Source organism: Pseudomonas sp. EA_65y_Pfl2_P74 (genome assembly GCF_963970575.1).
Taxonomy (GTDB): domain Bacteria; phylum Pseudomonadota; class Gammaproteobacteria; order Pseudomonadales; family Pseudomonadaceae; genus Aquipseudomonas; species Aquipseudomonas baetica_A.
The window spans coordinates 1-14,137 of sequence record NZ_CAXAOQ010000023.1; the positions used below are offsets into that span (position 1 = coordinate 1).

The following is a 14,137-nucleotide window of genomic DNA, read 5'->3' on the forward strand; positions in this document are numbered from 1 at the left end:
GTTTTGCTCAAGCAACTGCTGCTTGAGGCACTCAGTCGCCAAGAGGAATCGGCCCAGGCTTATCAGACCCACATCGTCGACCTGAAAGAACAGATCAAGCTGTTGCGCGACCGTCTGTTCGGGCGTAAGTCCGAGCAAACCATCGAGCCCAACACCCCGCAATTGGCCTTGTTCAACGAGCCCGAAAGCGAACCCATGCCGTTGGTTGGCGACGCTGATGAAGAAGTTGTTGCCGCGACACCGCGCCGAGGCAAACGCAAGCCACTGTCGGCTGATCTGCCGCGTATCGAAGTCATCCACGAACTACCCGAACACGGTGGGGTTTATGGAGCGCTTACTCAGTTTTGAGGTGTGTTTGAGGTAGCGAAACAGCAAGCGCTCAACGGCGCCGGCGAGACGTGCATAGCGTTTGCGCGAGCAATGCCGGGCAATTTGGCGGAACAGTTTTTTCGGCCACACGCGCAGCCATTACAGGACCAGGTGGTAGAGGGAAAGTGGGTTCATCCGTGAGGTAACGGCGCTGGCCTTCTCTTCCTTGAAGCTTAAATGGGCTCGCAGTTTAGCCTTTCACCCACGCGAACCCGGAAATTAAGCTTCGCCTAAGGTTGCCTCGCTACCGTTGCGGCTCATGAAACCACTGTTGCCCATGAATCGCGGATGAGTCCTTCAGATATGAAAGCCATTGATTTACCAGCCCAGCCACCGGCGAACTTCAGCCTTGTCTTGGTAAATTACAAAACCTTGGACATCACCAGGATGTGCCTTGAGCTTTTGCGTGAGCACGTCAAAGAGCAACGTATTGCGGTGTGGGTGGTGGACAACGATTCGGCGGATGCAAGCTTGGATTACTTGCGTTCTTTGGACTGGATCAATCTGATCGAACGGCCATCGCCTTGCAAAGAGGCCGGGCATATTGCGCATGGCAAGGCGCTGGATATGGCGCTGGAAAAAGTCGACAGCGATTATCTGTTTCTGCTGCACACCGATACCTTTGTCTACGACAAGGAAGTGTTTGCCATGATGATGCGCGAATGTACAAAGACGCCGGATATCGCCGCCGTCGGTTGTGTCGAGCAAATCAATCGTGGCGTGGTGAGAGATACCTGGCGTTTAACTTCGCGTTTCTGCAAGCATCATGTTCGACGCGCAAAGAAACACTTGGGCCTGCATACAAAAGAGCCGAAGCCCTATAAGGAAACTCACCTCAAAAGTTTTTGTACGCTGTGGAATGTCCGCTTGATGAAGTCTCTGGGGCTGCACTTTTGCATGGATGACCGAGTGCCCGGTTATACGCTGCAGGACCGGATGGCAGGCTTGGGCTACGGCATCAAGTTCCTGTCGCCGCGCAAGATTTTCAGCTATCTGGATCACATTCAGGCAGGAACCGTCGCTGCGGCAGGCACCTACGGGAAAGATCACCGGCGCACGAAAATGTATCAGGCGACGCTCAAACGCTTTCAAGGGCAACACGGTAAATCCGGGATGCAAACGCCGGTCTGATTCAAGGAAAAAAAAGGGGCGACTTCAAAGTCGCCCCTTTTTTATGTGAAATTGTATACAACTGCTCCTGCATGGTGTTCGCCCAGTGTTATGGCCTGGCAATCCATGCACCGGTAAAGAGCCCTGACACTGGGCGAACGGGGAGGATTTTAATGGAAGTTGGCGTATATGTCGCCATGGATAATGATGAAATTTATGTACTGAAAAGTTAAAAACTGTATCTCGCCGAAATTTACCGAGAAAGTTTCAACGCATACTTTTATATGTAGTGCCCTCATGCCTCAACCTGTACAAGAACAAACATCGATAGAGCTAATACTCAACTTTCACACTGACGGGTCACTTTTAATACATCCGTGTAAGTGACAATAACGCTCCGCCCGACTGTCAGTTCTTTAGGACGCTCAGTAACCTGTCATTTCCAGATACCCTTGCCCACCCTGGTTACCGCTGATGCGCACCGGGCCTTCCCAGTAAGGAATGCGCAAGTTCATCCACGCGTTGGGGTTGAGTGCGTCGAGGCGGATGTCGAGGTGTTTGTCAGGGATGCTGATCGACCATTTCACCGGCATCGAGCGGCCGGCCACATCGGCGGTGTCTTGCGCAGTGAGTTTGATCTGTTCGGCGCGCAGGGTTTGCGTCTGACCGTCGGCGGCGATCCAGGTGCCGGTCAGGTAGGGCGCACCGTCCTTCTGGCGCATGCGATAGAGCATCAGGTGTTCGCCGTTGTCCAGAACCAGTCCCAACCCGTCTGGTTGGCCGTCAGTGGCTGGCTGCTCCACTCGCGGTCAAGCCACGCCGGGCCGCTGACGGTGTAGGTCTGACCGTCGACCTGCAAAGTGCCGCTGGCCTGAAAAAATGGCTGGCTGTAGTAGTACGAGGCCTGGCCCTGTTCGGACTTTTGGCTGAAGCCCTTGTCACCTTGCAGCACCAACGGACGGCTCGAAGTGAGGTGCAGTTGATAGGCGAATGACGTGTCACGAGCACTCAGCTGCATATCGCTGAGAGGGTCCGGCGCTTGACTGGCAAACCGCCAATCGTCGATCCACGCTTCGAACGGCGCCAGCCGCACGCCCGCCTGCCCCACACCGCCCCGCGCATAGCGCTCGGCCGCATGATGAACAGAACGGGAAGTCACTGCCGCATGCCCCAGCCAGATGGTTTGGTTGCCCCACCCCGCCTGCTCCGGCACAGGTTTCAACGCACTGCGAAATAACGTCCATTGCACACCGAAATCATTGCCCTGCTGATCCTTGAGATTGGCCGTCACGTACCACCATTCGATGCGAAAACCATCGTGCGCGCCATGATCGGCCGGAAAGCTGAACGCTCGCCCCGGTACCACCGGCTTAAACGACTGAGCCTGATTGCCCATTCCGGCAAAACCCTTCTGTTCGGGCGTGGACTGATCACATCCGCCCAGCAGCAGTGCGACACACAGCACAACCCGCTTAATCCTCATGTGCAAACGTCCTCAGCAGATCTGCCGGTTGCGTGCGGTACAGCGAATACAGAGGCCAGGCCGAGGCCAATAATGTCGCCAGCAACGCCAACCCCATCAGTTGCAGCAGTTGCCATGGGAAGACCCGCAGCGGCAGACGCCAGCCGAAAGCCTGCACGTTGATCACCGCATCCAGACACCACGCCAGCGCGATCCCCAGCGGCAACGCCAAGACCAGCGTCAGCACCGCCAGCAGCCAGGTCTGGCCGAGATTGAGCAGCATCAATTGCCGTCGTGTCACGCCCAATGCCCACAGCGGTGCGAGTTGGCCGAGGCGGCTTTGGCTCTGGGTCAGCAGGCTGATGAACAGCGCAACGCCAGCGACCGCAAGGGTCAGGCTGTTCAACGCCGCCGTCGCCGCAAAGGTGCGTTCGAACACCTGAACCGACCAGCCCTTGAGCTGTGCCTGATCGACGATACGGCTGTCATCGAGTTGGAAACGCGCCTGCAATGCGCTGAGCAACGGCGCAATATTCTGCGGGTCGATGCGCAGGTTGAAGCGGTTCGGCGTCAGTTGCGGCCAGTTGTGCAACAGATGATTGACGTTGACCAGCAGGTGCCCCTTGGGATTGCCGTAATCGGCGTAAATACCCACGATGCGCGGTGACCATGGCCCGTTGGGTGTCGGGATCGTCATGTGATCGCCGGGGTGGACCTTCAAGCGTCGGGCCATTTGTTCGCTGAGCATCACCGCATCATCCGTCGCCAGATGCGCCCACGGTTCACCGCCAACCGAGTCGAGCAACGGCCAGTGCTGACGGTAATAGACATCGTCGATCACCCCGAACACCTCCGCCGGCCAGCCATGCAGCGTCACCGACACCTGCCAGTTGGGCAGTATCGCCGTGACCTGTGGCTGCTGTTTGAGCCAGTTGTGCATCTCGCGGGCCTGTGCCGGATTCACCGGATTGATGTACAACTGCGCGCTCAGACGTTGTTCGAGCCAGTCGTTGAAGGTCTGGCGAAAACCGGCGGTCATGCTACCGGCGCCGATATTGGCGGCCAGCGCCAAAAGCAACGCCATCAACGCCAGGCTCAGCGCTGGCAGTTGTTGTCGGCAGTCGGCGAGAAACCATTGGCCGAGCACTGAACGACGGCGCCCCAGCAACTGATTCAATAGCGCACTGAGCAACACCGGCAAGGCCAGCGCGGCGCCGATCAACAGCCCGACCATCAGCACAAAACCGCTGGCCAGGCTGTCGCCCCAGATCAGTGCCAGCAGCGCGATCACGCCCAACACAAAAGCCAGCCAACCCTGGCGCTGCAGCCAGCGCGCATATTGCTGATGCCAGGCTTGCGGATCGGCCACCGCCAACAGCGGCAAACGCGCCGCCCGTATCAGGCTGTTGGCACCGGCCAGCAAGGCGCCGAGCAGGCTTAAGCCGATCCCGCTGAACCACCACCAAAGGCTCAGTTGCAACTGCCCTGCCACCTGCGCGCCATACAAACCGCGCAGGCTGGCGGCGACATCGGGCAGCAACACACTGGCCAGCCAATAACCACTGATGACGCCAAACACGCCACCGATCAGCGCCAGCACACCGAGTTCGACGATCAGGCAGCCGATCAACATCCGCGCACTGACCCCACAGGCTCGCAAGGTACGCAGCAGGCCACGCCGTTGTTCCAGCGCAAGCCCGATGGCGGCGTGAACGATAAACAAACCGACGACGAACGAAAGAAAGCCCAAGGCATCGAGATTGAGGTGAAAACTCTCGGTCAGTCGCGCCAGATTGTTTTCCTCGCCACGGCTCTTGAGTTGCAACTGCCCCTTGAACGTGGGCGGCAACTCGCCGTGAAAATCTTTGGGCAACAACAAGCGTGACAGTTGCCCGGGTTGTTCGAGCAGGGTTTGCGCAACGCCGATGTCCACCAGCAACACGCCCGGCGCCATGTCTTTTTGCGCCAGCAAGGGTGGCAATTTCTGGCCCCCCAGGGTTTGCGGCGTGGCGCCTTCTTGCAGGTTCAACGCCTGCAAGGTTTGCGGGGAAATCCAGGTGCTGCCCGGCGGCGTGAGAAACTCGACGACCCGCTCGATCGGCATCGCCTTCCCGGCCACTGCCGAATCCGCCGGCAGCGACACCGGTTCGATCCCCATCAACTGAAGACGTTGGTTGTCGTGATCTTTGAGACTCAAGCGGCCCTGCAACAACGGTGAGACCGGCCAGCCCTGACGGCGCAGATCGATGAACCATTGCTGAGGGAATGTTGCGCCGCTCGGTGTGCTCAGACTGGCTTGCGGCTCGCCGCCAATCAACTGGCTGGCGCGCGCGTAACTGTCACGCGCCTGACTGTTCAGCGCCTCGACGCCGGTCAGCAGGCTGGTCGCCAGCCACAACCCGGTCAGCACACTGAAAAACTGCACCGGATGCCGCCGCCAATGGCTGAGCAGCGCGCGCAGGGTTTGTTTGAAGACGATCACAGCAGACGCCCGTTGGACAACACCACACGCTGTGCCAACCGTTGTGCCACACGCGTGCTGTGGGTGACCATCAACAACGTCGTCGGCGTGTCGTCGAGCAGTTCGAGCAACAGTCGCAGTACTTCATCACTGGTCGCTTCGTCGAGGCTGCCCGTGGGTTCGTCGGCCAACAGCAATTTCGGCTGCGAGGCCAGCGCACGCCCCAGTGCAACCCGTTGCTGCTGGCCACCGGACAGTTGCTCGGGATAACGCTTGAGCAAATCGCCCAGCCCCAGGCGTTGCACCAGATGCGCCAGCCAACGCGGTTCATGACGCCCGGCCAAACGCGCCTGAAACGCCAGATTGTCCTCGACGCGCAAACTGCCGATCAGGTTGAACTGCTGGAACACCAGACCGATTTCCGTTCGGCGCCAGTTCGCCAGTTGCGCTTCGTTCATCGCTTCAAGTCGATGCTCACCGCAGCGAATGCTGCCGCTGTCGACCTTGTCGAGGCCGGCCACCAGGTGCAGCAGGGTGCTTTTGCCACTGCCGGACTCGCCCATCAGCGCCAAGCTACTACCAGGTTCCAGCGTCAGGTCGACGCCTTGCAGCACCGGTAATGGGCCTTGGGGGGTGAGGTAACTTTTAAAGACATCCAGAACCTGAAGCATGCCGTCATCCAAAGTTTGCAAGTGGCTCTAGGATAGCGGCCGCGAGTGTTTTTTGTGTGCCGGTACCTGTCAACTCTGACAGTAGCGGAGCAAAGGGCACGGGTATCTAATAAACAGGCCGTCGAACAGAGGCAGTTGAATCCAAAAGGCCACTCCGCCATGAAGACAACAATCATGTATGAAACGCTCACTGCTCCGATCAAATGCACCTCCCAGGTCATCGAGGCCATCACCGTGGGGCGTGAACCCGGAGCCATCGCCCTGCACCCGAAACTGCCGGTTGCGTACGTGTGCAATACCGAAGGCCGCAGCCTGTCGATCATCGACCTGCACTTGCACAGGGTGAGCGCGGTGATACCGCTACCAATCCGGCCCATGGCAATCGTTATCGAAAACAGTGGTGTGACCGCATACATCACCGGCCTCGATCAACCGCTGATACTGGCCATCGATACCCGCCGCCAACGTATCCGTCAGACCATCAGCGCTGCCCAGGGACATTCGTTGGTGCTCAGCGCTGACGGCGCGCGGTTGTTTGTGCACAGCAACAGTCATGTGAACGGGCACATCCATGAAATCGATACGGCGAACGCCAAGGTCGTCGCCTGCGTCGATACCGGGCCGTTCACCAGTGGCGCGGCATTGAGTGCCGACGGTCGGTTGTACTACTGCGACTACATCCATCATGAACTGCGGTTCCTGAACACCCGCAATGCCGAGACGCAGAGTGTTTTGACCCTCCCCAACTCCTTTGAGGAAGTGACGCTAAGCCCCGACAATCAGTTGGCCTACGTACCCTATCGCAACGCCGATAGCAGCACGGCGGTCATTGATCTGGGCGTAGGCAAACTGATTGACTTGATCCCGACCGCTCAGTTGCCTCACGGGTTTGTCGTCAGCGCGGACGGCCGCCTCGCCTGCTGCTGCAGTGCCGGCGAACGAACCGTCTCAATCATCGATACCGTATCGCGGCGCAGCATTCACACGTTTACGGCTGGCGAATATCCGCAAAGCCCTGTGTTCAGTCGCGACCGCCAGAAGCTGTATGTCTGTGACTCGTCAGCCGATGCGATCTGGGTGTTTGCCTTGCAAGCCGACTGAGCGTTTGCCTCGAAATCTACTGCCCCGCCGCCACACTGGTCGGTGCCTGCGACGGCGTGACAATGCTGCCCAGATCAATATGTTTCCACTCAGGCTTGGCCCCCAGCCGCGCGTTGAAGCGGTAGTTGAAGGTGAATTCATCCGCCGTCGGCACTGTCAACGGCTTGCCATACACCGCCTCGATCCCCGCCAGGTCGTAACCCATCAACTGCAACAGCGTCGGGAAGATGTTGTAGTGACTGGAGCGATCCTTGTTGGCGGCCAGTTGCGTCGACCAATCCAGCGTCTTCAAGTCGCGGCCCTGAATCACCACCAGCGGCACCAGGCCCTCCTCCTCCACCGGATCGCCACCGCAATGCGTATTCAGCCCAGGGTTGCCACGTTCATGAAGATCCTGACCGTGATCCGAGGTATAGATCACCAGCGCATTGTTGAGATTGGCCTGGGCAAACACCCGCGCAAAAAACTCGCCGACGTTCCATAACACCGTGTTCTTGTAGGCATTGCGATACAGCACCCAGTCATCCGGTTGACCATTGAAGCCATCGCGTTTGCCGGTGTCGGCGACTTCGGTGAACTGTCCGCGCGGCAAGGTCGGACGGTAAGCCATGAACGCATCCGGGTATTTGTCGTGCACCGGAAAATGCGCGCCGACCTTGTTGATCAGGATCAGTTCGGGCTTGTCGTCGTTGAGCAAACCGATCAGTTTCTGCGCGGCCGCCATGTCGCGATCTCGCACGCTGGTGCGGTCGAACTGGACAAACTCGTCGATGTCCTTTTTCTCGGCGTCGGTCATCAGGTTCTGCAAGTGGCCGCCGGTGCGCTGGGCGTCAATGTAGACCGTGCGCATCCCGGCCTTTTTTGCGTACTGCCAGATCGACGGAAGCGTACTGTTGATGCGCATGTAGTCGGCGCGGGTGCCGCCGTAGCGTAAGGTGACGTTGGTGTCGGCGCTGCAATTGGCGATGGACGCGGCGTAACCGTAATTGAAGATGTCGACGCCCGCGTGCGGTTGTTTGAGGTTGCTGTGCACACCGAATGGCGCGTTGATGTCCAGGTAATTGCCGGAGATGCTTTCATCGATGATCAGCACGATGTCATGCCCGACCGCTTGGCCATTGCGCGCCAGTGTGACGGGTTCACGCGGACCGACCGTGTTGTGCAGCGCCTCATAGGCGAACAGGTTCAGATAGGCCAGCGGCGTGTACATGATCGGCAAGCCCCGGGCGCCCTCACCGGCGCGCAGAAACAGCACAGCGCTGAGCACGATCACGCCACAGATCGGCGCCGCCACGCGCAATGCGTTGGGCACGACAAGCGAATGCCGCGGTTTGAGACCGATGCCCACCAACAACAGCAAGCCACTGAGCGCACCGTGGATGATCGCATCGCGATACTGGTAAGCCGCTTCCTGAATGAAACCGCCGGAATACACCAGCGAGATGAAGCTGCTGTAGCTCAGGTAATCGGCCGTAACCCGGGTGTAGACATCAAAAAACACCGCCGAAACAAACATCGTTATCGCGAATAAATGCCGAATGAGCGCCTGACGAATATAAGCCGTTAGATATAACGCTAAAGTAAGCGCCAAAAACATCGCGCCAAAAAGGAGTACAGCAAAACCAACACCGATAGCATTTAACCGCTCAATGTAATATTCGGAATAAAGCAGCAGATAAACAACTAAAAGCAGTTCTTTAAAATATCGAAACATGGCAATCCCGGTCGTACAAAACGGTATTGGGTCAATAGTTTGTCGGTCAAAACCTGACACTAGCACCCGGCCATCAAACCGCAAGAAAAGACTGGTTTTTCCCTAAAGCGTCAAAAAAACGTTGACTCATTCCTGACACACTCCAGCGGCTACAAGTCTTTAATTTCAGGGCTCTCGACCGTTTATCGCTTTCTTCTCAACAGGGAAAAAGCGTCAAGAACGCGACAAACCCAGTAATAGCAAGCACTTGATGGCCAATAGCCTGAAAAAAGCCGGGTGTTATACACGTGCAACATGTCATTTTGCTGACACGCTTTGCGCACGCTGCGCTATACCCATTTTGACAGTTCAATTCTTAAGTTCTCATTTTGTTTTTGAGAGGTGCGCATTATGGACGTGAGTGTATTTGGCACGGGCTACGTTGGTTTGATTCAAGCCGCCGCACTTGCCGATGTCGGACATCGCGTTTTATGCGTTGATATTGATCCGAACAAGATTAAACAACTGCAACAAGCGGTGCCGCCCATTAGCGAACCGGGTTTGTCGAACACACTTGAAGAAAATATCAAGGCTGGTCGTCTGCTGTTCAGCACCCAGGCCAGCGACGCCGTCACCCATGCCGAGTTGATCTTCATCGCCGTCGGCACGCCAGCCGATGAGGACGGCTCCGCTGATCTCTCCCATGTGCTCAACGTCGCCCGGCAGATTGCGTCGCACATGGAGGCTGATCGCACCCTGATCATCAAATCCACCGTACCGGTCGGCACAGCGGATGAAGTGCTGGCCGCCGCCAACAGCGAACTGCTGCGTCGTGGCAAAAGCACCTTGACCGTACGCGTGGTCTCCAACCCCGAATTCCTCAAGGAAGGCAGCGCGCTCGCTGACTGCATGCGCCCGGACCGGATCATCATCGGCACCCTCGACGACGAGGCCCGCGAGCAGATGAGCGAACTCTACGCGCCGTTCTGCCGCAACCACGAAAAACTGATGTTCATGGACAACCGCAGCGCCGAGCTGACCAAGTACGCGGCCAATGCGATGCTCGCCACCCGCATCAGCTTCATGAACGAGTTGGCCAACCTCACCGAACTGCTCGGCGCCGACATCGAAGCGGTGCGCAAAGGCATCGGCTCCGATCCGCGCATCGGCTACCACTTTATTTATCCGGGCTGCGGCTTCGGTGGCTCGTGCTTTCCCAAGGATCTGCGTGCCCTGCTGCACACTGCCGAACACAACGGCATGCCGCTGAAACTGCTGCGCAGCGTCACCGACGTGAACGACACTCAGCGGCACATTCTGTTCAGCAAACTCAAAGCGCAATTCCCACAAGGTCTGGCCGGCAAGTCCATTGCCATCTGGGGCCTGGCGTTCAAACCAAACACCGATGACATGCGCGAAGCCCCCAGCCGTTATCTGATGGACGCACTGTGGGCCGAAGGCGCCAGCGTGCAGGCCTACGATCCGGAAGCCATGTCCGAATGCCGGCGCCTTTACGGTTATCGCAACGACCTGCATCTGTGCGCCACCCGCGACGACACACTGGAAGACGCTGACGCCCTGGTGATTTGCACCGAGTGGAAAAACTTCCGCGTGGTCGATTTCGAGTTGCTGGCCAGCAAACTGCGCTCGCGGGTCGTGGTCGACGGCCGCAACCTCTATAACCCGCAACACCTGGCGGCGGCCGGCCTGCACTACAGCGGCATCGGCCTGCGCCATGTCGCCCCTGAAGGGCTGCGGCCATGAAGATTCTGGTCACCGGTGCGGCCGGGTTCATTGGTGCCCATTGCGTGTTGCGGCTGATGCGCGACGGGCATTCGGTGGTCGGTCTGGATAATTTCAACGCCTACTACGACCCGCAACTCAAGCACGACCGCGTGCAATGGGTGCGCGAGCAGGTCGGCGATTTCCAGCTCGCCACGGTTGACCTGGCCGATGCGCTGGCCATCGAAGCGCTGTTTGTCCGCGAACGCCCGCAAGTGGTGGTCCACCTCGCGGCGCAGGCCGGCGTGCGTTATTCGCTGGACAATCCTCGGGCGTATCTGGACAGCAACCTCAACGGTTTCCTGAATATCCTGGAAAGCTGCCGTCACCACCCCGTCGAGCATTTGATCTACGCCTCGTCGAGCTCGGTGTATGGCGCCAACCAGCACACGCCCTACTCCGTGAAGGACGGCGTCAATCATCCGCTGTCGCTGTACGCCGCGACCAAGAAAGCCAATGAGTTGATGGCCCACAGTTACAGCCACCTGTTCGGCATTCCCTGCACCGGGCTGCGCTTCTTCACTGTGTACGGCCCTTGGGGTCGGCCGGACATGTCGCCGATCCAGTTTGCCCGCGCAATCACTCAAGGCACGCCGCTCAAGCTGTTCAATTACGGCGAACACCAGCGCGACTTCACCTACATCGACGACATCGTCGAAAGCATCGCCCGCCTCACCGACCAGCCACCGCTGGCCCGTCCTGAATGGGATCGCGAGCTACCCGACCCGGCCAGCAGCATGGCGCCGTGGCGGCTGTTCAACATCGGCGGGCAACACCCGGTGGAGCTGAAAACCTACCTGGCCCTGATAGAAAAACACCTTGGCCTCAAAGCCATTGTCGAGCTGCTGCCCCTGCAACCGGGCGACGTGCTTAACACCTGCGCCGAGTCCAGCGATCTGGCCCAGGCCACCGGCTTCCAGCCGCGGATAGAACTGGATGAAGGACTGGGGCGTTTCATCGCCTGGTTCCGCGACTACTACCCCACTGCCTATCGCCCACGCGCCGCTCGCGGCTGAATTTATGTGGAGGACTCCATGACTGGACATGAAAAAGGTGTGCCGATCCAAGAGATGCGGCGTGACAAGCGCGTCGACCCCGAGCACCGAATGCGCCTCGATGCGGCGATCCACCGCCAAGGCCGCGGGTGGTTCACAGGGCGCGATGGCGGTCGTCCATGGCAACTGTCGCGCACCAATCGGGTGGTCGCCTGTTTCGGCGCGCTGCTGATTCTGCTGCTGATTTCCCCCGTGCTGCTGGGCCTGGCCCTGGCCATCAAGTTCACCAGCCCGGGGCCCGTGATGTTCGTGCAGCAACGCACCGGCTATCGCGGCCGCAAGTTCGGCATGTACAAATTTCGCACCATGGTCGCCAACGCCGAAGAGTTGAAGGAGTCGCTGCGCCATCTCAACAAGCACGGTGCCGAAGCCATCGATTTCAAGATCGACAAGGACCCCCGCATCACCGGCATCGGCGGTTTCCTGAGGCGTACCAGCCTTGACGAGTTGCCCAACCTGATCAACGTGGTGACCGGTGACATGCGCCTGGTCGGCCCTCGTCCGACTTCGTTCAACGCCTATCGCTACAAGGACAACCACCTCGCACGTCTGGCGATCTACCCCGGCATGACCGGTCTGTGGCAGATCTCCGGACGCAGCAACATCGACTTCGACCAGCGCGTTGAGTTGGACCTCAGCTATATCGCCGAGCAAAGCCTTTTGCTTGATCTGAAGATCCTGTTGAAAACCCCCTTCAAAGTATTCAGCGGCCACGGAGCAAGCTAATGGACGGTTCAACCAACAAAAGCCTGAGCATCGCCAGTCCCAGCGAATCGAACCTGACCTCGACCGTGCTGGATCTCAATCTGCGGATCCTGTTCCTGACCGCCGCCAACCCCGGTGCCGGCACCACCACCAGTGCTCTGGCGCTGGCCAGTCAACTGGCACAAATGAGCAGCGGCCAAGTGCTGCTGGTCGATGCCAGCCAGTCGGCGAGCAACCTCACCCAGCAGTTGAACCTGGGCAAGGAGCGCGGCCTGCGGGATTTGCTGTTCAGCCCGGACAACCCGCCGCTGTTGCAGGACTGTGTGGTGCAGGTCTCAAGCCTGCCCTTCCATGTGCTGCCCAACGGCCGGCCGATTCGCACCATGGAACACCTGACCGCCGAGCGCCTGAGCCCGTTGCTCGACCAGTTGGGCAGCCAGTACCGCTTTGTGGTGATCGATGGCGACGCGGTGTACTCCGCCGCCGACACGCTGGTCATCAGCACTCAGGTCGATGGCGTGGTGTTCGTCGTACGCGCCGAAGACACCCGCTGGGAAGTCGCCCAGGCCGCCGTGCAACGCCTGACCCAGGCCGGGGCGAAAGTGGTCGGCAGCGTGTTTAACCGGCGCAAGTACTACATGCCCAAATGGCTTTACAAAAACCTCTAGGCCACCGCGAAGGATGACGCCATGAACGCCAGAATGCTTGTCCTGCTGTTGCTGCCGCTTGCAGGTTGCTCCAGCACTTCCGAAGTCCAGACCATGCCGGTGAATATTCTCACCGCCACTCCGGCCAACGCCCAGGCCACCGACATGCCGAAGATCGAGCAGACCCTGCGCCCGCAGGATGTGCTGGACGTGATCTTCCACATCAGCACCAGCGGCTCGGACGCTTACCGCGTGCAGTCAGGTGACCAGATCGGCCTGAACTTCACCGCTGCCAGCCAGCTCAACGGCAATCAACTGGTGCTGCCCGACGGTACCATCGAACTGCCGGGCGCCAACACCTCGGTGAAAATCGCCGGGCTGACCAGCGATGAGGCCCGTCAGGAAATCCAGCGGGCCTATCAGCGCAAACAACTGTTCCAGCCCAACCGCAATCAACTGACGGTGCAGATCATCAGCCCGTTGACTAACGAGCAGAACCTGAAAAGTGCGCTGAACCACCCGGCCACCGGCATGAGCCGCGAGATCACCGTCGGCACTGACGGTTACGCGAGTTTCCCGGAGATCGGCGCCGTGCCGCTGCAAGGCATGACCGTCAATCAACTGGAAACGTTCCTTAACCAGAAATACGCACAACTGCCGGGGCGGATGACCGTGGATGTACTGCTCAAATCCACCGCCGGCAACGAGATTTACGTGCTGGGTGAAGTCGGCCAACCGGGTTCCTACCCGATCCGTCGGCCGGTATCGGTGCTAGAAGCGCTGACCCTGGCGCGCGGCACCAACGTCAAGGCGCGCCTGGATTCGGTGGTGATCATGCGCCGCAACGGCAATCAGGTGCAGGCCGTGCATTACGACGTGGAAAAAGCCCTGGCCGGCGACGCCTCGCAGATCGCGTATCTGCAACCGGACGACATGCTTTTCGTACCGAAAACCAAACTGGCCAGCGCCGGCGAACTCGCCCGGCAATTGGCCGACGTGGTGTTGTTCCAGGGCGTCGGGTTCAGCTTCGGCTACCGCGTCGACAATAAAAGCAGCAGCAGTAACTGACTCCCAGGTGAAC

At 59.0% G+C, this 14,137-nt stretch carries 10 protein-coding genes and 2 pseudogenes; 8 read left to right on the forward strand and 4 right to left on the reverse strand.

Annotated elements, in window-relative coordinates; all coding sequences use genetic code 11:
* Window positions 1-315, forward strand: a pseudogene (locus AACY18_RS18550) (transposase domain-containing protein); the annotation flags it as partial.
* Window positions 316-672: 357 nt separating this feature from the next.
* Window positions 673-1,500, forward strand: a complete 828-nt coding sequence (locus tag AACY18_RS18555; RefSeq protein ID WP_339465643.1) for a glycosyltransferase family 2 protein — start codon at window positions 673-675, stop codon at window positions 1,498-1,500.
* 404 nt (window positions 1,501-1,904) lie between these two features.
* On the opposite strand, the pseudogene AACY18_RS18560 reads toward AACY18_RS18555, so the two are convergent.
* The 3 genes and pseudogenes from AACY18_RS18560 to AACY18_RS18570 all read right to left on the reverse strand — a co-directional run bounded on the left by AACY18_RS18560 (window position 1,905) and on the right by AACY18_RS18570 (window position 6,073).
* Window positions 1,905-2,962, reverse strand: a pseudogene (locus AACY18_RS18560) (lipocalin-like domain-containing protein).
* Complete coding sequence (locus tag AACY18_RS18565) at window positions 2,952-5,423, reverse strand: ABC transporter permease (RefSeq protein ID WP_339465645.1); 2,472 nt, start codon at window positions 5,421-5,423, stop codon at window positions 2,952-2,954. The pseudogene AACY18_RS18560 and the gene AACY18_RS18565 overlap by 11 nt, the downstream one beginning before the upstream one ends.
* Window positions 5,420-6,073 (reverse strand): ABC transporter ATP-binding protein, encoded by a 654-nt coding sequence (locus tag AACY18_RS18570; RefSeq protein ID WP_221729569.1) that lies wholly within the window; start codon window positions 6,071-6,073, stop codon window positions 5,420-5,422. The genes AACY18_RS18565 and AACY18_RS18570 overlap by 4 nt, the downstream gene beginning before the upstream one ends.
* 159 nt (window positions 6,074-6,232) lie before the next feature.
* Here AACY18_RS18570 and AACY18_RS18575 point away from each other — a divergent pair, with 159 nt between their 5' ends.
* The gene (locus tag AACY18_RS18575) at window positions 6,233-7,174 is read left to right on the forward strand and encodes a YncE family protein (RefSeq protein ID WP_339465647.1); all 942 of its coding nucleotides are present in this window, start codon (window positions 6,233-6,235) and stop codon (window positions 7,172-7,174) included.
* Between the two features lie 16 nt (window positions 7,175-7,190).
* Here AACY18_RS18575 and AACY18_RS18580 read toward each other — a convergent pair whose 3' ends face one another.
* On the reverse strand, window positions 7,191-8,888 hold the full coding sequence (locus tag AACY18_RS18580; RefSeq protein WP_339465648.1) for a sulfatase-like hydrolase/transferase: 1,698 nt from the start codon (window positions 8,886-8,888) through the stop codon (window positions 7,191-7,193).
* 390 nt (window positions 8,889-9,278) lie between these two features.
* Here AACY18_RS18580 and AACY18_RS18585 point away from each other — a divergent pair, with 390 nt between their 5' ends.
* The 5 genes from AACY18_RS18585 to AACY18_RS18605 are packed head-to-tail and all read left to right on the forward strand — an operon-like array spanning window position 9,279 to window position 14,124.
* Window positions 9,279-10,631, forward strand: a complete 1,353-nt coding sequence (locus AACY18_RS18585) for a UDP-glucose dehydrogenase family protein (RefSeq protein WP_339432506.1) — start codon at window positions 9,279-9,281, stop codon at window positions 10,629-10,631.
* On the forward strand, window positions 10,628-11,665 hold the full coding sequence (locus AACY18_RS18590) for an NAD-dependent epimerase (RefSeq protein ID WP_339465649.1): 1,038 nt from the start codon (window positions 10,628-10,630) through the stop codon (window positions 11,663-11,665). Before AACY18_RS18585 ends, AACY18_RS18590 begins: the two co-directional genes overlap by 4 nt.
* Before the next feature lie 18 nt (window positions 11,666-11,683).
* Window positions 11,684-12,430, forward strand: a complete 747-nt coding sequence (locus AACY18_RS18595; RefSeq protein WP_339432508.1) for a sugar transferase — start codon at window positions 11,684-11,686, stop codon at window positions 12,428-12,430.
* Window positions 12,430-13,077 carry a CpsD/CapB family tyrosine-protein kinase gene (locus tag AACY18_RS18600; protein ID WP_339465650.1) on the forward strand — a complete coding sequence of 216 codons (648 nt, stop codon included), beginning with the start codon at window positions 12,430-12,432 and terminating at the stop codon, window positions 13,075-13,077. Before AACY18_RS18595 ends, AACY18_RS18600 begins: the two co-directional genes overlap by 1 nt.
* 21 nt (window positions 13,078-13,098) lie before the next feature.
* Window positions 13,099-14,124: a polysaccharide biosynthesis/export family protein gene (locus tag AACY18_RS18605; RefSeq protein WP_221729562.1), complete on the forward strand. Its 1,026-nt coding sequence runs from the start codon at window positions 13,099-13,101 to the stop codon at window positions 14,122-14,124.
* Window positions 14,125-14,137 lie beyond the last annotated feature (13 nt).